Raw genomic sequence first — 23,936 nt, forward strand, 5'->3', positions numbered from 1 at the left:
CGCCAGTACCCGAGCGGCCGACACCCGAGCGCAGGAGCCGGAGTCGGCGGATTCGGCACAATACGCCGGATATGGCCGCCCGGTGGCGCGGTAGCTCCGCCCGAACGGTAACCCGGCTGGACAAGTCTTGGCAACCGATTGACGCCCTGATAGCGCTATGCCACTGTGACCCGGTGTAGCGGCTGGTAACCACAAGGATGTGTGCATTCATGAACGATGACCGGCGCCCCCGTGAAGTCCGGAGTGTTCTCGCCACGGTCATGTACACCCCGGAGGAGATCGAGCAGCTGCGGCAGGCGTTCGCTCCCGCGGAGTTCCTCCACATCCAGCCCTGGGATGCGGAGGGTATCGCCGCTGCCCTCGAACATGTGGACGTCGCGGTACTGCTGGGAGATATCGACCGGAGACATCTCGAGGCGCCTCGGCTGCGCTGGGTGCACTGCGACCATTCCGGTCTCACCAGGTCCGCGGTGCCCGAACTGTTCGCCCGCGATCTGGTCGTCACCGGCTCCGCCGGCCGGTCGGCGCCCGCACTCGCCCAGCACGGGTTCTATTTCGCGCTTGCGCTCACCTTCGATGCCCGGCGACTGTTCCGGCAGCAGGACGCACATCGCTGGCAGGGCTTCCTGGGGTCCGAAGAGCGACTCGCGCTGTACGGCAAGACGCTCGGCATCGTGGGCTACGGCCATACCGCCAAGGAGATGGCGCGCCTCGGGAAGGCGTTCGGGATGAAGGTGATCGTCTACCGCCGCAGCGCCGCGGACCATGCGGCGGATGTGGACACCATGCTGTCCGCGGACCGTGGCGACGGATTGGAGCGGCTGCTCGACGAAGCAGATGTCGTCATGATCGCCGCACAGCTGACGGACAAGACGCACCACATGTTCTCCGCCGCCGAGTTCGCCCGGATGAAGGAGTCGGCTTTCGTCATCAACATGGCACGCGGGCCGATCATCGACCAGGACGCACTGATCGAGGCGCTCCACGCCGGGCAGATCGCCGGTGCGGGGCTGGATGTCACCGACCCCGAGCCACTACCACCGGAATCCCCGTTGTGGGATGCGCCGAATGTAGTCATCACGCCGCATTCGACGCCGCGGTTACCCGATCGGACGCAGCGCACGATCGATATGATCGTCGAGAACCTCCGACGCTACCGCGCGGGCGAACCGATGCTGAACGCGCTGACGGAGCGAGATGTCTACACTCCGCGGCTCTGAACCACGCAACGATGCCGTGGTCGTTCGTCTCGTGGATTTCCCTCGGCGTAGCAGCCGATCGGCCGATCCGGGACCGGGTGCGGTGATCGGTATCCGGAGGCATCCTGTGCGACCTCGCCTGGTCGTGCTGGCCCCCACGGTCGCCGGCGTGGTGCGCGCGGCGGGCGGCTGGCTGTTCGACCGGGTGTCGGCCGGATGGGAGGTCATCGTACTGGTCGCCGATCACACCGAATCGCGGCCGCTGGAGATTCTGGGCGTGCGTGTCGACGATCTGGAGGCCGGGATGACCGCGCAGTGGCGTGGACTGATACCCCATGCGCTCGCGCTCGATATCGAGCTCTGGGCAACCGATGCCCGTGTCCGCGACGGGTTGTCGAGGGTCCTCGCACATTGCCTGGCCGACGAGGTGACGTTCTGGGGGCCGGGCCTACCCAGCGATTTCGGTCGGCCTGTCGACTCTGTGCTGCACCGCCCGAGCGCCGCCGCGCGGGTCTTCAAGACACAGGCACTGGTTGCCGTCGGATCATCGTTCGCGGGCGATCCGGTCGAGCGATTCTACTGTTGTGGGCGGCTTTCCGGTCGGGGTACTCGCGATCTCGTCCCGATGTCGTGACAGTGTCTTGTGGACTCGTCTGCCGCGAGCCCCCGGAAACCGGCGGGTCGCTTGCTCGGAATGGGTACCTTTCCGGAGCAGCCGGCAGTCAGACAGAGGCTGTGGCCGCCCGGTGCAGGCAGGGCCACAGCCTCGATCGCGCCTGGATCAGGCCTGCGGTCCCGGGGCGTCCGGTTTCCTGTTACCGATCCGCCGCCAGCGGCTGCGCAGGCTGTGTGCGGCGGCCTTGGGCTGACGATCGCGGGTGAATACACCCTTTTTGTTGCCGTCTACGCGGTGGATACCGTTCGATGTCCGGAAGTCGGCGAAATTCCATACATGCTCGCCCACCAGTGCCTCGATGCGGTCGAAAACGCGATGGTGCATCTCCAGGAAGGCGGTCTGATATTCCTCCGTCCAGGGAATGTCCCAGACCGAATGCAGACCGGGCATGGTGTCGGCACCGTACTCGCTCATGATGATCGGCTTCCCGTGCGCGGCCGCCCACGCGGTGAGCTCGGCTTCCAGGTCGGCTTCGGCCGTGGTGAGGTCGCCGTTGGCGAGATACCAGCCGTGATAGCGGTTGAGGCCGAGGACGTCGAAGAGGTCGGCGATGCGGTCGTTGTCCGGGGTGGCGAACATGAAGCTGGCGTAGGTCACCGGACGCGTGGGATCGAGTTCGCGGGTGAGTGCGACGAGCGGCTCGAAATATTCGCGCGCACCTTCCTCGATGGAGGACGGCTCGTTGGATACGCACCACATCACCACACTGGGATGGTTCTTGTCGCGGGCGATGAGCTCGCGCAGCGCCTGGGCGTGCGCGTTCCTCGTTTCGTCGTTCATGGTCTCGGGTGAGAATGTGGGGCGTTTGTCGCCGCGGCCGATACCGCCCTCGATGAAGAGATTGAGCCCGACCGCCGCGGTTTCGTCGATGACAACGATTCCGTGCCGGTCGGCGAAGTCCATCACTTCTTCGGCGTACGGATAGTGCGAGGTACGGAACGAATTCGCGCCGATCCAGTCCATCAGCTGGAAATCGTGGACGAGGTAGGCGTCGTCGTGGCCCTTACCGCGGACGGCCGTGTCCTCGTGCTTGCCGAACCCGGTGAAGTAGAACGGCTCTCCGTTGATGAGGAACTGCGTGCCGCGCACCTCGACGGGGCGCACGCCGACCTGCAGCGGATACTCGTCGAGCACGGTGCCGTCACCGTCGCGGATCTCGGCCGTCAATTCGTACAGGTAGGCTCGGCCCGGTTGCCACAGGGTGACATCGGGAACGCGCAGAGACCCGCGCGCGCCCTCGCCGGCCGCCACCTCGACGCCGGCCGCGTCCTTCAGTCGTACCCGGACGGACGCGGGTCCGGTTGTCGCGACGGAGTAGTCCACGACGCCGGCGGTTCCGTCCACCTCGGTGACGACGGTGATATCCGAGATCCGCACCGGCGGCACGCTGTACAGCCACACCGACCGGGCGAGCCCGGCGTAGTTGTAGAAGTCGTGCAGGTACTTCTGCTGCCGGCGGCCGTCCGGAGTGACCGTGATGGTGCCCGGCGGAATGGTCGTATCGGTGAGCTCATTACTCACCCCGATGGTGAGCCGGAACTCGGCGCCCGCGGTGACCACGTCGGTGATATCGGCCTCGAAGGGGGTGTAACCGCCCGAATGCTCGGCGACGAGCCGGTCGTCGGCATAGACCTTGCCGGCATGCGTCGCGGCGTCCACCCGGACGAGGATCCGCTCCCCGGCCCAGCCGCGCGGGACACGGACAGTGCGTTGATACCACACCCAGCCGACGTGGTCACGAATGGCCGGATCGACGAAAAGGTCGTTGTAGCTGGCCGGGACGGCGGCTTCGAGCGTGCCGTCGAGTCGACCCAGCCACGGCCGGTCACCGGCCGCTGTGTCGATGGCGAAACGCCAGATCCCGTCCAGCGATACCAGCTCACGAGTGGCGGTGGGCTTGGGTGCGAGCATCAGTTTCTCCTCGGATGGGGTAGTTGTCACGGTATCGGTACGGCTGTACAAGGCATCGGTCTCGCTCCGGTTCGAGCATCCGCTCGCTGCTCGGTTCGGCGGTGCACGGACGCTCCTAGATCGCCGTGTCCACGAGACTCGGGCAACCGGCGCTCAGCCGGTTGTCTTCGCGCGCAGGAACCGGGCAATGAGCATCGGCGGGCCTACAGGACCGCGCCGGGATTCAGGATGCCGTGCGGATCGAGCGCGTCTTTGATGCGGCGGGACAGGTCCATGACCTCGGGACCGAGTTGACCGGGCAGCCAGGCCTTCTTGAGCCGTCCCACTCCGTGTTCGCCGGTGATGGTGCCGCCCAGTGCGATGGCCAGGTCCATGATCTCGCCGAAAGCCTCGTGAGCACGGGCGGTTTCGCCGGGATCCTGCGGATCGTGCACGATGAGCGGGTGGGTGTTGCCGTCGCCTGCATGCGCGATGACCGATATGAGAACCTTCCGGCGCTCGGCGATCGCGGCGATTCCGGTGACCAGTTCACTCAGTCGTGGCAGCGGGACGCCCACGTCCTCGAGCAAGAGGGATCCTTTACGTTCCACTGCGGGGATGGCGAATCGCCGGGCGGCGCAGAACGCCTCGCCCTCTTCCTGATCATCGGTCCGGAATGCCTCGGTGGCTCCCGCGTTTTCGCAGGCGGTGAGGATTCGTTCGGCTTCGAGCCCGGCGTATTCGCCGGGAGCGTCGGAGCGGGCGACCAGGAGCCCCGCCGCCTGCCGGTCCAGCCCCATCCGCAACTCGTCCTCGACGGCGTTCACGGCGACCGCGTCCATGAACTCCAGCATGGAGGGCCGTAGTGCGCCGGTGATGGCGAGAATGGCCTCGGTGGCGGCAGCGAGGGTGCGGAAGGTGGCCACCACGGTGGACTGCGGCGGTTGCGCGGGCAGCAGGCGCAGGGTGAGTTCGGTGATGACGCCCAGTGTGCCCTCGCTGCCGACGAACAGTTTGGTCAGCGAGAGGCCGGCGGAGTCCTTGAGCCGTGGCCCGCCCAGCCGCGCCACGGTGCCGTCGGCCAGGACGACCTCCATACCCAATACGTAATCGGTGGTCACGCCATATTTCACGCAGCAGAGACCACCGGCGTTGGTGGCCGCGTTGCCGCCGATGGAGCAGATCTCGAAGGACGACGGGTCCGGGGGATACCAGAGTCCGCGCTCGGCGACGGCCCGTTTCACCTCGGAATTGAGCAGTCCGGGCTGTACCACCGCCGTGCGGGTCACGGCGTCCACCGTGATCTCGCGCATGCGTTCGGTACTCAGCAGCAGCGCGCCGTTCTGCGCGGTGGCGCCGCCCGAGAGCCCGGTGCCCGCGCCGCGTGGCACCACCGCGATGCGGTGCTCGTGCGCCCAGCGCATGACCGTGGCCACCTGCGCGGTGTCGACCGGCCGGACGAGTGCGCGGGCGGTGCCCGCGGCGGGATCGAGTGCCCGGTCCTGCCGGTAGGCGGCGAGGATGTCCGGGTCGCTCACCACCGTGCCCGCGGGCAGTCGGCTACGCAGGTCGTCGATGTTCACAGCGTGCTCTTTTCCCTTCACTGGCAGAAACCTGCCGACAATTCGAAGTGGCCCATTCCAACGAAACAGACGGGCACAGGAGCCGGCAATCGGTTGCGGTCAGTTGCCCGGCGCGATGCGCCCACGACCTAACCCGTTCCCGCAGGTACTACGAAATAGGGCTGATTCGCCAGGGAGCCGTCCAGTCCGGGCACGATCCGAGCCGCCCGGCCGGTGCTGTCACGGGCGAGGACGAAGAACTGGATGGCATAGGGGCTGTCGGTGTACTCCGCGGGGATCGTGGCCGTGAAGTCGCGCCCGATATCGGGCTTCATGGACACTTGCAGATAGTGCTCGGCTTGGTTGAGATGCCGGGCGTGCACGGTCAGTCCCATGCCCACGGGTGCATGCGCCCGTATGGTCAGCGGCTCGCCCGGGACGAAATACGCTGGGGGAGTGCACCGGATTCCGTTTATCGGTGCCGATCGGCGCTCCGGCGGCACCGTGGCGCGTACCGGTCGATTCGCGGCCTCCGCCGCGGCGAGTTCGTTGCCGAGATCGGCGATATCGTCGTCGATGCGGGGCAGGCGGTCAGCCCAATGGCCGTGTTCTCCAGGACGCCTGCCGAAGGCGAGGTCCGCGACGTAGACGTCGCGGGTGAGCGCGATCAGCTCGGTCAGCGCGACCCGGCCGTCGCGGTACCGCTCGAGACCCTCCCGCAGGTGCCGGGTGTCGTCGGTCAGCCGGAACAGCGCGTAGCCCACGCCGGCGCGGATCTTGCCGGCGAAGAACCTACCGAGCAGGGCCTGCACCCGGACGTCTGTTTCGACCCGCCGGAAATCGGCCGTAGTGCGATCGGGAACGCTGTTGCGGGCCTCCTCGATCGAGGCTTCCGCAGCGTCGGCGAAGGCCTGTAGCCACGATGCCACTTCCGCCGGTGTGTACCGGCCACTCGGACGATCGTCGATCACGCCGCGCGCGTAATCGTCCGCGCATTCGAAGAGCGCGGGGTCGAGGGGACTCATCGTGCCCCAGGTACGTGGCGGAAGAAGGTCCCACGCGTAGATCGATGGCCGCTCCTGCCCGGCTATCGGCTGGTCGAAGAACACTTCGGGCCAGAAGAAGTTGTTCGATGCGCTGGCCGACACCGTGATCGCTACCAAGGGCAGTACCTTTCCCGCGGCGCTGAGGGACCGCTCGACGGGTTCGGCGGCGGCACCGAATTGTTCCCGCAGGTAACGGAGCCAGGACTCGCGGTCCGCGTCGGGATCGAACAGCAGGCGGCCCCACAGGCGGTACTGGTAGGCGTATTTCCGCCAATCGGAACGGCCGAGGGTCAGGGTGGGGTCGGCGTAGAGATCACGGGCGGTGCCCGTGCGGCCGGTGTCCTTGCGCCCGCGAAAGGTCAGTGGTTCGCACAGTTCCGCGCCGATCGCGCCGCCGAGCGTGCTCATCCGGCCGTAGCCGGCGAAGATTTCCGGGTCCGCCCACAGCAGAAAACGCTGGGAGCCCGGCCAGATGCGGAAAAGAAGATCGAACGGCCGATCCCGGCGCAGGAAATCGGCATATCCGTAGCGGGTGAACCGGCGCGCGTTCTGGGTGACACCGCGCAGATCGTCGTTGTCGTCGCGTCGCATGAACTCCATCGGCCGGATGGCGGCCTGGTGATAGGGCAGTCCTTGGTGTTCCGCCCAATACTTGGCCGAGACGACAACACGGGCGCCGGTGCCGGTGGCCGCCGCCAGGAGTTCCTGGTCGACTCCCTTCGCATGCATATCGATTTCCAGCGGGCGGCCGGCATTCCGCAGACCGCCCAGCACCGTACGCCAGAACGCATTACGACCCGATTCGGCGACTCCGCCCTCGTAGTGCACGCGCAACGTCAGCCCGGCGATCGCCGGGCATTCCCGCAACAGCAGCCGCAATGCCGCGGCGCTGTATTCGGCGATATCCCGGTCGGCGAGCCCCACAATCCGGTATCGCAGGTTCGGGCTCTCCCCGAGCTCCGGGCGCACGGCATGATTCCACAGGCCGAGCTGGAAATGGATGCCCCGGCGGGCGGCCTCCTCGCCGGCGAATCGCAGGGCCGCGAGATCGGCGGCCCGGTCCGCATCGGATACCCCGGTGACTCGGACGTTCTCCCAGCCCGGCACCTCGAGGAGGAACGGGTAGGGAAAACACAGGTAGTTGTCGCGCACATCGGAGTCGTGGGAGAAGTTGTACTGCATGCCCAGAGCGAGGTGCAGCCGATTGATCCGCTGGGTGGCCAGTTCGTCGAGGTACTCGGTCCAGAAATCGCGGTCGCGCAGCCAGGGCAGGTCCAGGACATCGCTCGAAAACGCGCGCAGCACACTGCGCACCGGCACCGCGGGTGATCGCCGAGCGCAGCGTGCCGAGCGGATCGCCGCAATGGGATCGTCCGCGTAGCGCACTCGATCGGCGAGTTCGGATATGCCGTACGCCACGCCACGCACGTCGGCTCCGTGGATCAGCACCTCGGCCGGTGACCGTCCGCTTTCGATCAGAAAGGTCTCGGCCGGACCCAGAGCGTCGTCCACGCGGATACGGACCACGGTGGTGCCGGCGGCCGGTGCCGCGGAGGACCCGCTGCCGCAGCGTACGCCCTTCCGGTCCAATTCCCGGGTCAGTGTCGCCAGCGCCCAGGGGACCGGTGCCGCGAGACCGGCGGGGATATCGAGCGAAACAGCGGCTACAGGGGCAGGCATCGGTTTCCTCACGGATCTTTCGCGGCGCAATAGACAGCGTCTCTTGCCAAAGGCAGTTCTCGTCGGCGGATCCCGCGGTGCGGCGAGGTCGCATGGATGCGCACCGAATGCGGCGACGATCCGGACCGTGGAGGCATCGTTGCGGGTATCGGGCAGGGCAGGAAATTCGATCCTCGCCCGGAATGCCCCGAATGGCAACCGATTGCCCCGAGTTGTCGTCACCGGCGCTGTGCGCTGGAGAGGCCGCTGCCGGGTATGCGATTCTCGGCCCCACACAGGCTCCTGCATCGCCCGTGTCTCGGGCGCGCGGTTAGGAACGGGCAATGACAGTGATCGTCGTGATGGGTGTGGCGGGTAGCGGAAAAACCACGGTCGGCACACTCCTGGCCGAACGACTCGGCGTGGAATACGGTGAGGCGGATTCCTTCCACCCGGCCACCAATATCGCGAAGATGGACGCCGGGATTGCTTTGTCCGACGCGGATCGGGCACCGTGGCTGCGAGCCGTCGCCGAATGGGTGAGCGCGCACGATCGCAGCGGAGGTGTGGTGTCGTCCTCGGCACTGAAGCGGCGGTACCGCGATGTGCTGCGGGACGCCGGGCGCACCTGGTTTCTGCATCTGTCCGGGCCACGCGACCTCATCGCCGACCGGATATCGGCGCGTACCGGCCATTTCATGCCGGTATCGCTGCTGGACTCGCAATTCGCCGACTTGGAACCGCTGTCCGCCGACGAGACCGGAGTGGTGCTCGAGGTGGACGATACCCCGGAACGGATCGTCGATACCGCCGTGCGGGCTTTCACCGCGGCTCGTGGGAGTGCGCAGTGAAACTGGCGTGGATCGACGCATCGGCCGGCGTGGCCGGGGATATGCTGCTGGGCGCACTTGTCGATGCCGGAGTGCCGCCGGAGGTGCTTCAGGCGGCGATAGATGCTGTCGTGCCGGATGCGGTGCGAGTGGAGGGCTCGCAGGTCGTCCGCTGCGGGATGCGCGCGTGCAAGGTGGACCCGGTTGTCCGCGTGGACGACCCACCGCATCGGCACTGGTCCGATATCCGGGATCTGCTCGTCACGGCGGCGCTGCCGGAGCCGGTCCGCGCGGATACGTTGCGGGTCTTCGGCCACCTGGCCGAAGCGGAGGCCGGCATCCACGGCGTACCGGTCGATCGGGTGCACTTCCACGAGGTCGGTGCCCTGGACTCGATCGCCGATATCGTCGGTGCCTGCGCGGCGCTGCACCATCTCGGGGTCGAACGGGTCACCGCCGGTCCGCTTTCGCTGGGGTCGGGCTCCGTGATGGCGGCGCACGGCGCCATCCCCGTGCCCGTGCCCGCGGTGCTGGCGATGTCCGCCGGCTGGCAGGTGCGCGCGGGCGGCGCCGGGGAACTGGCCACGCCTACCGGTGTGGCCTGGGTGACCGCGTTGGCGGATGCCTGCACGACCTTGCCGCAGATGCGGCTCGAACGGGTGGGCATCGGCGCGGGTACCAGGGATGTCCCCGATCGCCCGAATATCGTCAGGGTGCTGATCGGCGAGGCCGAGGACGCCGAATCAGCCGGCGGGAGTGTTGTCGAAGCCGCCGGTGAGAATGTCGTCCTGGAGGCCAATATCGACGATCTCGATCCGCGGGTCTGGCCGGCAGTCCTGCAGCGTCTGCTGGACTCCGGCGCCGACGACGCCTGGTTGACGCCCATTCTCATGAAGAAGGGCCGACCGGCCCATACGGTCCACGCCCTGGTCCCGGTCCGGCACGCGGAACAGGTATCGGCGGCACTCCTGGCCGAGACCAGCACGATCGGCCTACGGCGGATCGCGGTGGGGAAGGTCGCGCTCGCGCGGACCTGGCGACCGGTCGAGGTCGCGGGTGGCCCGGTACGGATCAAGGTGGCGCTGGAACAGGACCGTATTCTCCAAGCCACACCCGAATTCGAGGATGTCGCGGAACTGGCGCGGTCGACCGGTCGACCCGTGCGCGCCGTCCTGGCCGAGGCGGTTGCGGCAGCGGTCGCGAACGGGCTGTCGACCGGAGAACTGCTACCGGACCTCTCGCGCTAGCCGCACCGGCACGGATTCAAGCCGGGGCGGCGATTTGTGCGGCGATATGCCCGGCGCCGTACCCGTTGTCGATATTGACCACCGACACACCGGGAGCGCAGGAGTTGAGCATGGTCAGCAGCGGCGCGACGCCACCGAATGCGGCGCCGTAACCCACCGAGGTGGGAACGGCGATCACGGGCGCGCTGATGAGCCCGGCGACGACGCTGGGAAGCGCGCCGTCCATGCCCGCGACGACAACCACGACCCGCGCGGAACGCAGCAGGTCGAGACGGGCCAGGACACGATGCAGGCCGGCGACACCGATATCGGCCACAAGATCGCAGTGCCGGCCGAGATAGCGGGCGGTCATCGAGGCTTCCTGCGCTACCGGGAGGTCGGTGGTTCCGGCGGTGGCGACGACGACCGGTCCGCCGTCGGCCGCCGGCGGATCCGGCGGCCAGGCGAGCATCCGGGCGGCCGGTTCGTAGTGGGCCTCCGGCAACGCGCGCCGGACGGCCTCCGCCTGTTCGGGTTCGGCGCGGGTGAACAGGACCGTCCCTGCGTGCTCCCGTACCTCGGCGGCGATCCGTTCCAGCTGCTCGGCCGTCTTGCCCGGGCAGAAGATCGCTTCGGGATAGCCGCGCCGGGCGGCGCGATCGTGGTCCAGTTCGCTGAACACCGCGGGAGCGGACCAGGTGCCGGTCATCGGACCGACACCAGCGGCAGCGTGAACGCACCGGACTGGATACCGGCCAGATCGACCGTGACGAACCGGAAGCCGTGCTCGCGCACCGCTGTCCGAATCCGTTCGCGCAATCGTGGTGACATCGCCCGCGCGATGTCACCGGACGGCAACTCGATTCGTGCCACATCACCGTGGTGACGGATACGCAGATCGTGGAAACCCAGCTTGCGCAGCGCTTCCTCGGCGCCCTCCACCTGTGCCAGCTTCTCCGGGGTCACTTCCGTGAAATGAGGTATGCGTGAGGCCAGACAGGGCGCGGCGGGCTTGTCCGCGTTGGGCAGCGCCAATGCGCGGGCCAGGCGGCGGACCAGGGCTTTGTCTATTCCCGCCTCGGCCAGCGGCCGCAGGACCGAGAACTGGGCCGCCGCCCGGGCTCCGGGCCGGTCGGGCCGGCGGGTGTCGTCGGCGTTCTCACCGTAGGCGATCGCGGTCAAGCGCTCACGGCCGGCCAGATCGGCGGAAATTCGTTCGAACAGTTCGTACTTGCAGTGATAGCAGCGGTCGGGGCCGTTGGCCCGGTACTCGGTGCGGTCACCCTCGTGGGTCGGTAAGGCCACCGTCCGGACACCGAGTGCGGCGCTGACTTCCAGGGCGGCGGCGAGTTCGGAGCGGGGGAGACTCGGGGACACGCCGATGATGGCGCATACGCGGTCGGTTCCCAAGGCCCGGGCGGTGAGTGCGAGCAGGACCGAGGAATCCACCCCGCCCGAGTAGGCCACCCCCAGCGCTTCCTGTCCGTGCACGAGCGCGGCAACCCGTTCGGCCGCGAGCGCGAGATCACCCGTCAGGGGCGGGTTGCCGGTGCCGGTCATGCCTGTACTCCTGTCGTCTTCCTCATTCAGCCGGGTGGCTCGCCTGCGGTGCAAGCGGTTGCCGCGACTTGTTCGCTGCATCGCGATGTTCGGATCTGTCCGATCAGCGGCCGGGAACTCATCGGGCCCCGGTGACGCCGAATCGGATCACCAGGCCGCCGAGCAGCACCAGTGCACCACCGGCCAGATAGAGCAGGGTGTAGTTCGGGCCCGACCCGACGGCCAGCAGGACCGGGGCGAGCAGTGGCGCGGTGGACCGCGAAACCGTAGTCGCGAGTCCGGCGATGGCCATGAACCGGCCCGCCTCCCGGAGGTCCGGCAGGATATCGAGGGTGATGGCCTGATCGACGGCGGCGAAGGCGCCCAGCCCGAAACCGCAGAGACAGGCCGCCAGCAGGAAAATCCGGAGATCGTGCGCGAATGCATAGGTGGCCGCACCTCCGGCATAGACAACGGCCGCCGTTACCACGAAAATGCGGCGGCGGCCGAGCCGGTCGGAGAGGTATCCGGCGCCGACCGATCCGGCAACCGCCGCGACCACCCCGGCCACGCTGATCCATGCGACGGCGTGTGCCACCTGGGCCACTGTCAGGCCGAGCCGGTGGGCGAGGAAAAAGGTCTGGAACGTGGTGTTGAGCGCCAATCCGCTGTGGAAGCAGAACTTTCCCAGCCACTCCCAGGAGAAGTCGGGATAGCGGCGGGGGTTGTACCGATATTTGCGGGCGATCATGCGCACCGACAACGGTTCGTCGAAAACCGCCGACCGGGTATCGGTCTCGGCGGCGAACAGTATCAGCGGTACCAGTAGCGCCGCTCCCAGCAGACCGGGTACGACGGTGAGCAGAACGCCGTGGTGCGCCAGCAACCCGGCCACCACCACGCCCAGTACGGGTGCGCCCTGCTGGGCGAATCCGAGGAAACCGGCGACGGTGCCGCGCTGATCGGCCGGCAGTTTATCGGCCTGTAGGGCGGTGATCGAACTCATCGCCGCGCTCCAGCCCAGCACGGTCAGCACCCATCCCAGCGCCAGGACACCGATATTCGGTGCCACGCCCACGACCACCAGCGCCGACATTCCGACAACCACACCGGTGACCAGTACCGGTCGCCGGCGTCCGAAGCGGGTGCGTACCCGGTCGCTGATCACACCGACCACCGGACCCGCAAGCAGGGATACGGCACCGCCGAGGCTGGTCAGGTAGCCGAGGTATTCGGTACGCCCGGGCTCCAGCATGTCGACCCGTACCGCCAGCGAGTAGGCGAGAACGGTGATGTAGGCCATGAAGGCTCCGCAACTGCCGAGCATGAGCATGACGACATACGCGGCTCCGACCCGCTTCTCGCCGGGCACGGCGGCGGTACGCCGTGCGGGCTCAGTCGCTCGGCGCACGGCCGCTGTCTCCACCGGTGCCGATGCGGATTCCCCGGCGGCGAGCGTGCGGCCGATGCATCCTCGGGTCTCCTCTCCCCGCAGCAGGATGCGGGCACCGACCATTCAGCCGACCGGTCACCGGAGCCGGCAACCTGTTGCCGCTACTTGCCCGGGATTGTGGCAAACGGTTGCCACAGCGGGCGCCGGTGGCTATTCTCGCGGCCAGGATGAACGACATCGCACGCCCACCCACCATCTACGACGTCGCTGCGGCGGCGGGCGTGGCACCGTCCACGGTGTCCCGGGCGTTCTCCCGGCCCGGCCGCGTGAGTGCGCCGACCGCCACGCGCATCCTCACGGTCGCGGCCGAGTTGGGATATCGGGCGAATCCGCTCGCCCGGGCGCTGCAGAACGGCAAGACCTCCACGATCGCACTGGTGGTTTCCGATGTGACCAACCCGGTGTTCTTCGCCATCATTCGCGGTGTCGAAGCAGCGGCCGCGGGGGCCGGGTACGCCATGCTGCTGGCCGATACCCAGGAATCGGAGACGTTGGAGCGGACGCTGCTCGACCGGCTGTTGCACGGTGTCGACGGCGTGGTCCTGGCCAGTTCCCGGCTCTCCGACCGGACGATTCGCACGGTGGCGACGCAACGGCCGGTGGTGGTGCTGAACCGTATCGTGTCCGGAACCCGCTGTGTCGTGCCCGATACCGAATCCGGGGTCGGCGCAGCGTTACGGCATCTGGTCGAATTCGGCCACCGTTCGGTGACCTACATGGCGGGCCCGGCTGCCTCCTGGGCGGACGGTATGCGCTGGCGTTCGGTGGTGGATACGGCCGCCGAACTAGGGCTGAAGGCCAGCCGCCTCGGCCCCTACGTGCCCACCATGGCGGCCGGTGTGGCGGCGGCCGAGGACATCCGCCGCCAGGCGCCGACCGCGGTGCTCGCCTACAACGACCTCCTCGCGATCGGCCTGATCCGCGGTCTCGGACAGGCCGGGGTGCGGGTGCCCGAGCAGATGAGTGTGATCGGGTTCGACAACGTCTTCGGCTCCGATTTCTGTACGCCGGCGCTGACGACCGTGGCGGCACCGCTGCGGGCCATGGGCACCGCCGCGTTCGGGGAATTGCACCGGGCGATCCGCGGTGAGGCGACGAACTCGCATCCGGTCGTACCGCTGGCCGCTCAGCTCGTCGTGCGCGGCTCGGCGGGGCCGCGCAGACGGAAGAGCACCTCGCCGGCATCGGGGACGACCAGGGTATCTGGATCCGCTCGCCAGGCATCGATATCGATGCCTGCCGGGTCCGAATAGTCCAGCCCGGCGGCGCGTACTCGCTGTTCCGGAATGCCGGTCGCGAGCGTGACCGTGACCCTGCAACGTTCCCCGTCGATATCGTCGAACGTGCCGGCACCACGCAGATGGGTGGAGTGCGCGAGCACTCCCCAGTGCAGGTGCCGGAAGCGGTCCCACTGCCGGACGAAATAGTCGCGGGTGTGGTAGCCGATTTCCTCGATTTCCGGGTGCATTTCGGAAATCGTCGAGATGTGCGGGGCGTAGACGACGACCTGGCCGTCGTCGGCCGTGACGGGTTCGACCTTGTAGAACCCTTTGGCCGCGGTCCACATATCGTCGTACTTGGCCGGGATCAGCGACAGAACTCGCTGCACGGGAGCGTCCAGATACCTGACGTGGACCTGTGCGGATACGGCGGCGGCTGCGGCCCACGCCGATACGGGATCGCCGAACGCGGCGCTGTGCAACGCGTTGCTGCCCGACCGCACCACCAGGCACAGGGCGTGTCTCTCCCCGGGAACGAGGGACGCGGCCTCGTGTATGAGGGCGCGCACCGGTGTGATCCCGGTGGTGCCGATGATGTCGCGGCTGGTGATCAGCGCACCGAGCCAATGCGAGACGTCGATCACCTCGGGACCGGAAAGGCCGGGGAAGAGATACTTGTTTCCGCCGGAGAAGCCTACGACCTCATGCGGGAACACCGGGCCCACGATGATTGTCACGTCGTGTTCGACCACCACGCGATTGACTCGTACATCGACACCGGTCCGCAGAAGCCCGCCGGAGAGTTCGGCGATCCGTTCGCCGGGGATATGGCCTGCCGTGAAGAATGTTGCCGGGTCCCACCATTCGTGGTTCCGGACGGACAGACCGGGATAGCGTTCGGCCAGGGCACCGGGCGGGTAGCCCAGCCAATTCGCGAGCCGATCCTCGCTCATGGCCGCGTGGGTGCCCAGCGCGACGAGGACCGTCATCCGCCGCACCCGGCCGTACAGTTCTGCGTGCAGAACCGATATCAGCAGCGGTAGCGGACAGCTGCGGGTGGCGTCGGGAACGACCAGGCATACGCTGCGCCCGTCGAGGGCGAGGTTCGCCAGTTGCCCGGCCACGAAGCCGCGCACCTGATCCGCGCTCAGCTCCTCGTCCGGTCCGCCGATGGTTGCGGCACAGTGTTCGGGCACGGTGCTCTCCTCCCGGTTCGTCCTCGAACCATGGCGCCGGGCGCGGCGCTACGGCAACCGGTGATGACAACTGGAGGCAACCGATTGCCGATGAATCGGGCGACCGCCCAGCATAACGGGCATGCTTTCTGCTTCCGCGGCGCACGCGGCGCCCCATCCCGACCGGCTGTTTCCGGCCGACCCGGGGGTGCGTGCCGTGGCACAGCGCCTCCACCGCGCAATACGCGACGAGCGGATCATCTCACCGCACGGCCATGTCGACGCGCGCCTGCTGGCCGACGACGAACCCTTTCCGGATCCGGCCGGCCTGCTCATCACGCCGGATCACTACGTCACGCGATTGCTGCACGCGAACAGGATTCCGCTGGACCGGCTCGGTGTCGGCCGGGGCGAATTGTCCGAGGCGCAGGCTCGGGCGGTGTGGCGCAGCGTATGCGAGAACTGGGACGTCTTCCGGGGCACCCCGGTGCGCTACTGGTTCGATGTGGAGCTGGCGGAAATATTCGGTATCACCGAACGGCCGTCCCGGCACAACGCCGATATGTTGTACGACCGGATCGCGGAGCGGCTGCGGCAGCCCGAATACCGCCCGCGCCGGCTGTACGAGCGATTCGGGATCGATGTGCTGGCCACCACGGACGACCCCTGTGACGAGCTGAGCGCACACGCCCGGCTCGCCGCCGACCCGGGATGGAACGGCCGGGTCGTTCCCACCTTCCGCCCGGACCGCTATCTGGAACCAGCAACGCCGGGCTGGCGGCAGGCCGTCGACCGTCTCGCCACGGTTTCGGACGCCGACACCGGTGACTACGACGGATATCTCGCGGCACTGGAGAAACGCCGCCGGTACTTCGTCGCACACGGAGCGACCGCGACCGACCATAGCCACGAGGACGTGCAGACCCATCCGCTCGGGGCGGCCGAGGCGCGTCGTATCTATCGCGCTGCCCGCGCCGGTGCGGTGACCGCGGCCGAGGCCGTGGCGTTTCGCCGCCATATGGTTTTCGAGATGGCCCGCATGTCCACCGACGACGGGCTGGTGATGATGCTGCACCCCGCCGTCCGGCGCAACCATCACGGTCCCACCGCGGCCGCCTTCGGTTCCGACACCGGCCACGACCTACCGCTGCGCGTGGAATTCGTCGACGGGCTGCGACCACTACTGGAGAATTTCGGCACCCATCCGAATCTCAACCTGGTGCTGTTCACCCTCGACGAAACCACCTATTCGCGGGAGATCGCACCCCTGGCCGGTTTCTATCCGACAGTGTTCGCCGGCGCACCGTGGTGGTTTCTCGACGCGCCCGACGCCATCGGGCGCTTCCACCGCGCGGTGACCGAAACCGCGGGCCATCGCAAACTCGCCGGATTCGTCGACGATACGCGGGCATTCTGCTCGATCCCGGCACGCCACGATATGGCCCGGCGCCTCGATGCGGCGGCTTTGGCGCACCTTGTCGCCGAACATCGCCTCGGTGAGGATGAGGCCGTGGTCATCGCCGGTGAGCTGGTGCGGGAGCAGCCGAGACGGGTGTTCAAACTCTAGCGTCGAGGCCTGCCTGGGGTGACCCTGCACCTGTACGCCTTGCGCGCGGTAACCGTCCGGCGGCGCCGGTACGCATGATCCATCCGGTCACGATGCGCCGATCCGGGCGCGGCAGGTGTTTGCGATGTCGATGCGGCGCCGGCGCAGTTGCATCCGTCCCTCGTGGCCGATGACCGGCTTCGGAGGGCTTTCGAGAATGCAGTGCACCGTCCTGACCTGATGATGCGCGGTGTGCCGGCACGGTGCACACCGAGAACCCCGCCCGGGACGAGTGTGACCCGGGCGGGGTGAGTGGTGGCGTCAGCCGAGGCTGAAGGGCTGTCCCCAGAGCGTCACGTCCTGGGATGCCTTTTCCGTATCCACTTCCACCCGTACGAATGCGCGCGCCTGCGCGTATCCGGCGCAACCGGACAGCGCGATGGTCGAGTTCTTCCAGGAGACGCCGGCCCGGCCGCTGCGGAACGGGTTGAAGGTGTTGTGGACGCTCTCCCCGAACGGATCGGCGCGTTCCTGGTCGAGGATGAAGAACTGCTGGGCCTCACCAGGGCCCAGGCTCAAGTTGCCGCCGAGGCTTCCGCTCGGGTTGGGCCGCGAACCTTCCCAGTCGGAGCTGTATCCGGCGCCGCTGTTCATACCGCCACCACCGATATTGACTTGGCAGCCGACGACATAGCCGGGCCGGATCTTCCCCAGTGTGAGGGGTTGTCCGGTGACCACTGCCTCCGCGGTGCCCGACACCCACGCGTTGCGATGCAGCGGTGTCGATCCCAGGGACGGGTTGATGGTTGCGGATTCACCGACCAGTCGCACGGTGACGACCGTGCCGTCACCCAGAGTTTGGCTGATCTCGCCACCGGGCAGTGGAATGAATGTGTCGGCATGGGCGGCGCCCGTGGAGAGCAGGCCGATGGCGGTGGCGGCGGTGAGGCACGCGCCGGCGGCTCGTGCGACCATCTTGGTTTTGATCATGCTTCAAGACCTTCTCGGGAGTGGATATGTTGTCGGCGAAACGAGATGACTTCGGCCGACCGCATCAGCCGATGCTGAAAGGCTGCCCGTAGAGGGTGACCTTGGAATGGTATTCGCCGATGAGTTCGAGGACGGTATACGAGCGCGCCTGCGCGTAGCCGGCGCACCCTTGTATCTGGATTTCGAAATCCCGGTACCCGAGTGAGTAGGTGCCCGGCTCGGTGATGGTCTTCTTGCCGACCGATACGAACCTCACCTCGCCCGGTCCCAGCTGCAGACCGGCGGAGGCGTTGACCCCGAAACCGTTGGCGCTGAGGTTGCCCGACATACCGGCCGATATTGCGGTATCGGAGATACTGACCTGGCAACCGACGATGTATCCGGTATTGACCGCAGAAGCGCCGTGGGTCCACGAATTGTCGGTACCCGGCCGGTTACTGGCCGCCGTACCGGGGCCTGCCTTTTCGACAATCCGTGTCGCGGTGACGTCCGCGGTGATGTTCGCCGACACCCAGACCACTCGGCCTACACCGTTGGCGGCCATGGACGATGAGACGAGAGCCTGTTCGCCGGTGCGGGTGATGGTTCCGCCATTGGTCGCCTCTGCTCCGTCCGGCAGGGGGACGAAGACATCCGCGTTCGCGGAGCCGGTCGACAGCAGGCCCACGGCGGCCGCGACAGCGCAGCCCAGCCCGGCCAGGCGGGCCGCTCCGGCGGTCACCGGATCAGTTGAATTCATCAGATCTACCCTCATCTCGATCGAAAAACGACGCGGATATCCGAAAGCGCTCTGCCGGCGATTACGGGTTCGTCGGGATTCGCGAGTGCGATCTATGTCGACGCTCCCGCGAAAGAGCTGCCGTGAAGGCGATCGCGCCGGTCGCCTTCTCTGGATTACGAGTGATCGGCCGTCGGGACGGGAGTGGTGTCGATCACAGCGTGTGGTCATGGTTGATTACCCAGGGAACCCCTCGCAACCGGTTGCCTCGAGTTGTCATGGGGCTGCGATGCGGCGCCGTCGTAAGGGGTTTCGACGCGAACATCACGGCAGCAGCGCTTACTTGACCTGCAACGACGCCAGTGGCCGCAGGTTTGAGAATAAGAGTCTCAAAGTAAACACATACATTCTTTTGTGTGAGAACATGGCTTCTTCAAGTCGACTCCGTTTCGAGTCCGGGCGGCACGAAGCGGAGTCGGAATGCGGAGGAGACATCGGTCGATGACATCGCGGCCGAACTTGTTGCCGATATCGAGGCAGCGGGCATGGATGATGTGGGGCTGGTAGGCCATTCGCAGGCGGGCTGCATCCTATGGGCTATGGGCCGAGCACCGCAGTGATCAGAGCGTTGCCCGGTGCGAGGCGTGCAGCGCCTCAGGACCGGAAGGTGGCGATATCCCGCGACAACTCGGGACAACCGGTTGCCGTGGACCGTCGCCACCGAGAATATGGCGGCATGGTTCCCGACTCCCCGCCACGCTGTGCGTTGCCTCCCGGCCCGCATCTCGTCCGGAACCGCGATCTGCGCCGCGACGAGGCCGTGGCAGCGCCCGATGCGGAAGCAGCCACGCCGAACTACAGCGCCCTGTACCCGGCCGGCGGGGTCCTGACGATCCTGGGCGGCCCGATCATTGATACCCGGGTCCGAGGCAGCCGTTGAGCGGTACCGCCGGGCAGAGAGAAATGAGAAACCCATGGTGACACAGCTCCGGGCCGGATTTCTGTGGGGCGCCTCCACCGCCGCCCATCAAGTGGAGGGCGACAACGTCAACAGCGACTGGTGGGTGCGTGAACAACAACGTCCGCCGGAGCAGCGCAGCGGCTCGGCGGTCGACAGTTATCACCGCTATCCCGAGGATATGCGCCTGCTCGCGGAGGCAGGTCTCGACGCCTACCGGTTCAGTATCGAATGGGCGCGGATCGAGCCCGCCGAGGGACAGTTCTCCCTCGCCCAGCTGGCGCACTACCGGCGGATGATCGACACCGCCCTGGAGACCGGACTCCGCCCGGTGGTCACCCTGCATCATTTCACCTGCCCGCGCTGGTTCGCCGAGCACGGCGGCTGGCTGGGAGAGCGGGCGATACCGCAGTTCGAACGGTATGTCGAGCGTGTCACGGCCATCCTGGACGGTGTCGACTGGGTGTGCACGATCAACGAGCCGAATATGCTCGCCATGATGGAATCGCTGGCCGCCGCGTACCGGTCGGGGGAGTTCAGTGCCACTGTCGAGGAGGGGAGGCCGCCGGTACTGCCCGCCCCGGACCCGCAGGTCGGCGCCCGGCTGGCCGCAGCACACCACGCGGCGCGGGCAATCCTGAAGAGCCACACCGGAGCCGCCGTCGGGTGGACCGTGGCCGCCGGGGCGCTGACCGCCACCCCCGGTAACGAGACGATACTGCGTGAGGTCCGGGAAGTCCGCGAGGATTTCTACTGGCGGGCCGCCCGGGAGGACGACTTCGTCGGCGTGCAAGCGTATTCGAGTCAGCAGGTGGACGAGCGCGGGGTAGTCCCGACTCCGCCGAGTCCGGACAACACCCTGACCGGTGCGGCGTATCGGCCCGATGCCCTGGGCGCCGCGGTCCGCCATGCGTGGGACGTCACCGGCGGCGTGCCGATCCTGGTCACCGAGAACGGTATCGCCACCGCCGACGACGAGCGACGGATCGCCTACACCGCCGACGCACTACGCCACTTGTTCGCCGCCATCGATGCCGGCGTCGATATTCGCGGATACCTGCACTGGTCGGCACTCGACAACTACGAATGGGGCCATTGGGAACCGACCTTCGGGCTCATCGCCGTCGACCGCGAGACCTTCGAACGGGTGCCGAAACCGAGTCTGGCATGGCTGGGCAACGTGGCGAAGCAGGGGGGACTGTGACCGGGCTCGACCTCCGGGCGATGGCGCCCGACGATACGGGATTCCATGCCGTCGGCCGCCTGCCCATGCACGCACTCCGGCGCACCCCGGACATCGATCTCGACGGCGAATGGGAATTCCAGCTGCTGGAATCGCTGGAGCAGGTACCCGGCGACGAATGGCGAACGGTGATCGTCCCCGAACTGTGGACGATGCGGGAGAACGCCGACCGGCCGCACTACACCAACGTGCCCATGCCGTTCGACGAGTCCCCACCGCAAATACCGGCGCGGAACCCGACCGGCGTCTACCGGCGCAGTTTCGACTTACCCGATACCGGTGACCGGCGCGTGGTGCTGCATATCGGTGCCGCCGAAGGGCTGCTCCGCGTGTTCGTGAACGACCGGCCCATCGGCACGAGCACCGATTCGCACCTTGCCGCCGAGTTCGACATCACCGATGCCTGTATGCCCGGCCCGAATACTGTGACACTGGCGGTGTCGAAGTGGTCGGCCGTGTCCTACCTCGAAGACCAAGACCACTGGTGGCAGTCGGGAATCAGCCGCTCGGTATTCGTGTATTCCGTGCCGCCGCAGCACCTTGCGGATCTCTCGGTGCGTGCCGACTACGACCCGGAGACCGGGTACGGTGCGCTCGGCGTCGAGATCGTCACCGCGGGACTCGATCATCTCGGCGACTCGGAATGGACCGTGGAGGTGCGCGCACTGGATCGAACGGTGGCGCTACCGGTCGCACCGCGCTGCGCGGCGCCGGCACTGCCCCTTCCGGATGACGACCGCAGCGTCCGGCCGCAGTCGCGTATCCCCGCCGATTTCATGGATCTGCTCTCGATCCGGGCCGCCGGCGCGCCGGTGCCCGAACGACTCGCCCCGTATGCCTCCCGCTTCGGTCGATCCCTCCTGCCCTCCCGTCTCGCGGGAACCGCCGGCCTGGAATGGCGCGATCTGGAGGTGCAACCCTGGTCCGCGGAGGAGCCGCGACTTTACGACCTGACGGTGCGGCTCGTGCGGCCGGACGGGACGGTCGCCGACGAAACCCGCACCCGCATCGGGTTTCGGCGAGTGCATATCGAGGGCCGGGATCTGCTGGTCAACGGTCGCCGAATTCTCGTGCAAGGCGTGAACCGTCATGACACCCACCCCGTCACCGGACGGGTCCTCTCCCGCCGGGACATGCTGGCGGAACTCGCTGTGCTGAAGCGATGCAATGTCAATGCGATCCGCACCTCGCACTACCCGAACGACCCGGAATTTCTCGATCTCTGCGACCAGATCGGCTTCTACCTCGTCGACGAGGCCGATATCGAAGGACACGCCTTCGCAGGCACCCTGTGCGACGATCCGCGCTACCTGCCCGAGTTCATGGAGCGCGTGACGCGGATGGTGCAGCGGGACCGCAATCATCCGTCGGTGATCATGTGGTCGCTCGGCAACGAAACCGGATACGGCACCAACCACGACACCGCCGCGACCTGGGTGCGCCGTACCGATCCCACCCGGCCGCTGCACTACGAGGGCGCGATAGCGCACGACTGGCACGGCGGCCACGCAGCCACCGATGTCGTGTGCCCGATGTATCCCGCGTTCGATGCGTTGCGCGCCTATGCGGCGGATCCGCGCGCCGATCGACCGCTGATCCTATGCGAATACGCCTATTCCCAGGGGAATTCGACCGGGGGTCTGGCCGAGTACTGGCGGTTGTTCGAGACCCTGCCCGGACTACAGGGCGGGTTCATCTGGGGATTCAAAGACCTGGCCTTGGCCCCTGACGGGGACGGAAAGTACTACTATGGAGGAGATTTCGGCGACGAACCGAACAGTGGGCCCGCGCTGCTGTACGGCATCGCCTTCGCCGACAACACACCGAAGCCCGCGCTGTACGAGGCCCGCGGGCTGTTCTCGCCGATCCGGATCTCCTCCGGCGCCGCAGCGGCCCGCGCCGGGAAGATCACGGTCCGCAATCGGCAGACATTCGCCGATCTCGGCCGCTACACATTCGAAATACACATCGACACCGCCGACGGTCCGGCAGCGGCCACAGCACTACCCCTGGAGGTTCCGGCCGGCGGGACGGTCACTGTCGAGTTGCCGTCCGCGATCCGGGCGGCCCTCGCCGCCCGGCCGCTGGCGCTGACGGTTACCGTGCGGACCCGTGACCACGCACTCTGGGCACCGGCGGGAACCGTGGTCGCGATCGAGCAGGTCCGGTTCCCGGCTCCACGTATCACGCTGCCGGCGTTGGCGACCGGAGCGGTTCACCTGGATGCCGACGGCGGTCTGCGGCACCCGCTGCTACGTGTGCCACCCCGGCTCTGCCTGTGGCGCGCTCTCACCGATGTCGACCGATCCGTGAAAATGGATCAGCGCTTCGTCCGAACCGGGTTCTTCCGGCTGACCGCGAAATCGATCGATATCTCGCATGGTGACGATGCAGTAAGGGTGTGCACCCGCTACTTGGGTGCGTTCGGCGACGAGATATGCCACACCCGGACCATGCGCGCGGTCGGGGCGGACGACTACGTGCTCACCGAGCATGTCCGGCTGCCGGACGATACCCGGGACGGGCTGCGGGTCGGCGTGGAATTCGCACTCGCCGAAGGTCTCACCGACGCGAAATGGGTGGGATCGGGCCCGTGGGAGAACTATCCCGACCGCCGATCCGCCGCGCTCGCCGGGTGCTGGCACAGCAGTATCGACGATATGGCCGTGCCGTACCTGCGCCCGCAGGAGAACGGGGGACGCGGTGACGTCACCGAGTTGTCGCTGAGCGGCCCGGCCGGCACGGTGACCACGACTCACCAGCCACTGCAGGTCAGCGTCGGGCGGTATCGGGTCGCGGAGCTCGAGGCGGCGGCGCATTGGTGGGAGCTGCCGCCCTCGGAGGCCACCATTGTCCACCTGGATATCGCGCATCGCGGACTCGGCGAAATCCTGGGACCCGATACCCTGCCCGAATTCCGGCTCGCCGCCACCGAATACGAATGGCAATGGCGCATGCGGCTGGCAGTTCGATGACGGGGAATGGCGCGGCGCCCCGGCTTTCCCG

17 protein-coding genes and 1 pseudogene are annotated in these 23,936 nt (G+C 67.4%); 9 read left to right on the forward strand and 9 right to left on the reverse strand.

Annotated features, from left to right (window positions below; all coding sequences use genetic code 11):
• Positions 1-209 precede the first annotated feature (209 nt).
• Complete coding sequence (locus QH196_RS13845) at positions 210-1,220, forward strand: D-2-hydroxyacid dehydrogenase (RefSeq protein ID WP_280416189.1); 1,011 nt, start codon at positions 210-212, stop codon at positions 1,218-1,220.
• A 106-nt stretch (positions 1,221-1,326) separates the two neighbouring features.
• Positions 1,327-1,833 (forward strand): hypothetical protein, encoded by a 507-nt coding sequence (locus tag QH196_RS13850; protein ID WP_280416190.1) that lies wholly within the window; start codon positions 1,327-1,329, stop codon positions 1,831-1,833.
• A gap of 147 nt (positions 1,834-1,980) precedes the next feature.
• On the opposite strand, the gene uidA is transcribed toward QH196_RS13850, so the two are convergent.
• The 3 genes from uidA to QH196_RS13865 form a co-directional block, all read right to left on the reverse strand.
• The gene (uidA, locus tag QH196_RS13855; RefSeq protein ID WP_280416191.1) at positions 1,981-3,786 is read right to left on the reverse strand and encodes a beta-glucuronidase; all 1,806 of its coding nucleotides are present in this window, start codon (positions 3,784-3,786) and stop codon (positions 1,981-1,983) included.
• Positions 3,787-3,989: 203 nt separating this feature from the next.
• Complete coding sequence (locus tag QH196_RS13860; RefSeq protein WP_280416192.1) at positions 3,990-5,348, reverse strand: FAD-binding oxidoreductase; 1,359 nt, start codon at positions 5,346-5,348, stop codon at positions 3,990-3,992.
• A gap of 128 nt (positions 5,349-5,476) precedes the next feature.
• Positions 5,477-8,053, reverse strand: a complete 2,577-nt coding sequence (locus QH196_RS13865; protein ID WP_280416193.1) for a hypothetical protein — start codon at positions 8,051-8,053, stop codon at positions 5,477-5,479.
• 323 nt (positions 8,054-8,376) lie between these two features.
• Here QH196_RS13865 and QH196_RS13870 point away from each other — a divergent pair, with 323 nt between their 5' ends.
• Positions 8,377-8,883, forward strand: coding sequence for a gluconokinase (locus tag QH196_RS13870; protein WP_280416194.1), 507 nt, complete (start codon positions 8,377-8,379; stop codon positions 8,881-8,883).
• Positions 8,880-10,109 (forward strand): nickel pincer cofactor biosynthesis protein LarC, encoded by a 1,230-nt coding sequence (larC, locus tag QH196_RS13875; RefSeq protein WP_280416195.1) that lies wholly within the window; start codon positions 8,880-8,882, stop codon positions 10,107-10,109. The genes QH196_RS13870 and larC overlap by 4 nt, the downstream gene beginning before the upstream one ends.
• 16 nt (positions 10,110-10,125) lie before the next feature.
• Here larC and larB read toward each other — a convergent pair whose 3' ends face one another.
• The 3 genes from larB to QH196_RS13890 form a co-directional block, all read right to left on the reverse strand.
• Complete coding sequence (larB, locus tag QH196_RS13880; RefSeq protein ID WP_280416196.1) at positions 10,126-10,797, reverse strand: nickel pincer cofactor biosynthesis protein LarB; 672 nt, start codon at positions 10,795-10,797, stop codon at positions 10,126-10,128.
• Positions 10,794-11,648 carry an ATP-dependent sacrificial sulfur transferase LarE gene (gene larE, locus QH196_RS13885; RefSeq protein ID WP_280416197.1) on the reverse strand — a complete coding sequence of 285 codons (855 nt, stop codon included), beginning with the start codon at positions 11,646-11,648 and terminating at the stop codon, positions 10,794-10,796. The genes larB and larE overlap by 4 nt, the downstream gene beginning before the upstream one ends.
• Before the next feature lie 118 nt (positions 11,649-11,766).
• A complete protein-coding gene (locus QH196_RS13890; protein WP_280416198.1) occupies positions 11,767-13,038 on the reverse strand; it encodes an MFS transporter in 1,272 nt (423 codons plus the stop codon).
• Positions 13,039-13,247: 209 nt separating this feature from the next.
• Between QH196_RS13890 and QH196_RS13895 the strand changes: the two are divergent.
• A pseudogene (locus QH196_RS13895) lies at positions 13,248-14,168 on the forward strand (LacI family DNA-binding transcriptional regulator); the annotation flags it as partial.
• A 38-nt stretch (positions 14,169-14,206) separates the two neighbouring features.
• Here the strand turns inward: QH196_RS13895 and QH196_RS13900 are convergent.
• Positions 14,207-15,496, reverse strand: a complete 1,290-nt coding sequence (locus QH196_RS13900; RefSeq protein WP_280416199.1) for a lactate racemase domain-containing protein — start codon at positions 15,494-15,496, stop codon at positions 14,207-14,209.
• A 121-nt stretch (positions 15,497-15,617) separates the two neighbouring features.
• Here QH196_RS13900 and uxaC point away from each other — a divergent pair, with 121 nt between their 5' ends.
• Positions 15,618-17,042 carry a glucuronate isomerase gene (gene uxaC / locus QH196_RS13905; RefSeq protein ID WP_280416200.1) on the forward strand — a complete coding sequence of 475 codons (1,425 nt, stop codon included), beginning with the start codon at positions 15,618-15,620 and terminating at the stop codon, positions 17,040-17,042.
• 300 nt (positions 17,043-17,342) lie between these two features.
• On the opposite strand, the gene QH196_RS13910 is transcribed toward uxaC, so the two are convergent.
• Both QH196_RS13910 and QH196_RS13915 read right to left on the reverse strand, forming a co-directional pair.
• Complete coding sequence (locus QH196_RS13910) at positions 17,343-18,011, reverse strand: MspA family porin (protein WP_280416201.1); 669 nt, start codon at positions 18,009-18,011, stop codon at positions 17,343-17,345.
• 64 nt (positions 18,012-18,075) lie between these two features.
• On the reverse strand, positions 18,076-18,750 hold the full coding sequence (locus QH196_RS13915) for an MspA family porin (RefSeq protein ID WP_280416202.1): 675 nt from the start codon (positions 18,748-18,750) through the stop codon (positions 18,076-18,078).
• A 715-nt stretch (positions 18,751-19,465) separates the two neighbouring features.
• On the opposite strand from QH196_RS13915, the gene QH196_RS13920 reads away from it, so the two are divergent.
• Genes QH196_RS13920 through QH196_RS13930 form a run of 3 tightly spaced genes read left to right on the forward strand, consistent with a single transcriptional unit; the run spans position 19,466 to position 23,905 of the window.
• Positions 19,466-19,669: a hypothetical protein gene (locus QH196_RS13920; RefSeq protein ID WP_280416203.1), complete on the forward strand. Its 204-nt coding sequence runs from the start codon at positions 19,466-19,468 to the stop codon at positions 19,667-19,669.
• A 34-nt stretch (positions 19,670-19,703) separates the two neighbouring features.
• Positions 19,704-20,891: a family 1 glycosylhydrolase gene (locus tag QH196_RS13925; RefSeq protein ID WP_280416204.1), complete on the forward strand. Its 1,188-nt coding sequence runs from the start codon at positions 19,704-19,706 to the stop codon at positions 20,889-20,891.
• Complete coding sequence (locus QH196_RS13930; RefSeq protein ID WP_280416205.1) at positions 20,888-23,905, forward strand: glycoside hydrolase family 2 TIM barrel-domain containing protein; 3,018 nt, start codon at positions 20,888-20,890, stop codon at positions 23,903-23,905. The genes QH196_RS13925 and QH196_RS13930 overlap by 4 nt, the downstream gene beginning before the upstream one ends.
• Positions 23,906-23,936 lie beyond the last annotated feature (31 nt).

The organism is Nocardia carnea (genome assembly GCF_029868325.1).
Taxonomy (GTDB): Bacteria; Actinomycetota; Actinomycetes; order Mycobacteriales; family Mycobacteriaceae; genus Nocardia; species Nocardia carnea_C.

Excerpts from the sequence above, each read along its gene's own strand:
- uidA (WP_280416191.1), bottom strand. The coding sequence starts at position 3,786 with ATGCTCGCACCCAAGCCCACCGCCACTCGTGAGCTGGTATCGCTGGAC.
- QH196_RS13865 (WP_280416193.1), bottom strand. The coding sequence starts at position 8,053 with ATGCCTGCCCCTGTAGCCGCTGTTTCGCTCGATATCCCCGCCGGTCTC.
- QH196_RS13925 (WP_280416204.1), top strand. The coding sequence starts at position 19,704 with ATGGTGACACAGCTCCGGGCCGGATTTCTGTGGGGCGCCTCCACCGCC.
- uxaC (WP_280416200.1), top strand. The coding sequence starts at position 15,618 with ATGCTTTCTGCTTCCGCGGCGCACGCGGCGCCCCATCCCGACCGGCTG.
- QH196_RS13920 (WP_280416203.1), top strand. The coding sequence starts at position 19,466 with ATGGTTCCCGACTCCCCGCCACGCTGTGCGTTGCCTCCCGGCCCGCAT.
- QH196_RS13870 (WP_280416194.1), top strand. The coding sequence starts at position 8,377 with ATGACAGTGATCGTCGTGATGGGTGTGGCGGGTAGCGGAAAAACCACG.
- QH196_RS13915 (WP_280416202.1), bottom strand. The coding sequence starts at position 18,750 with ATGAATTCAACTGATCCGGTGACCGCCGGAGCGGCCCGCCTGGCCGGG.
- larE (WP_280416197.1), bottom strand. The coding sequence starts at position 11,648 with ATGACCGGCACCGGCAACCCGCCCCTGACGGGTGATCTCGCGCTCGCG.
- larB (WP_280416196.1), bottom strand. The coding sequence starts at position 10,797 with ATGACCGGCACCTGGTCCGCTCCCGCGGTGTTCAGCGAACTGGACCAC.
- QH196_RS13910 (WP_280416201.1), bottom strand. The coding sequence starts at position 18,011 with ATGATCAAAACCAAGATGGTCGCACGAGCCGCCGGCGCGTGCCTCACC.
- QH196_RS13845 (WP_280416189.1), top strand. The coding sequence starts at position 210 with ATGAACGATGACCGGCGCCCCCGTGAAGTCCGGAGTGTTCTCGCCACG.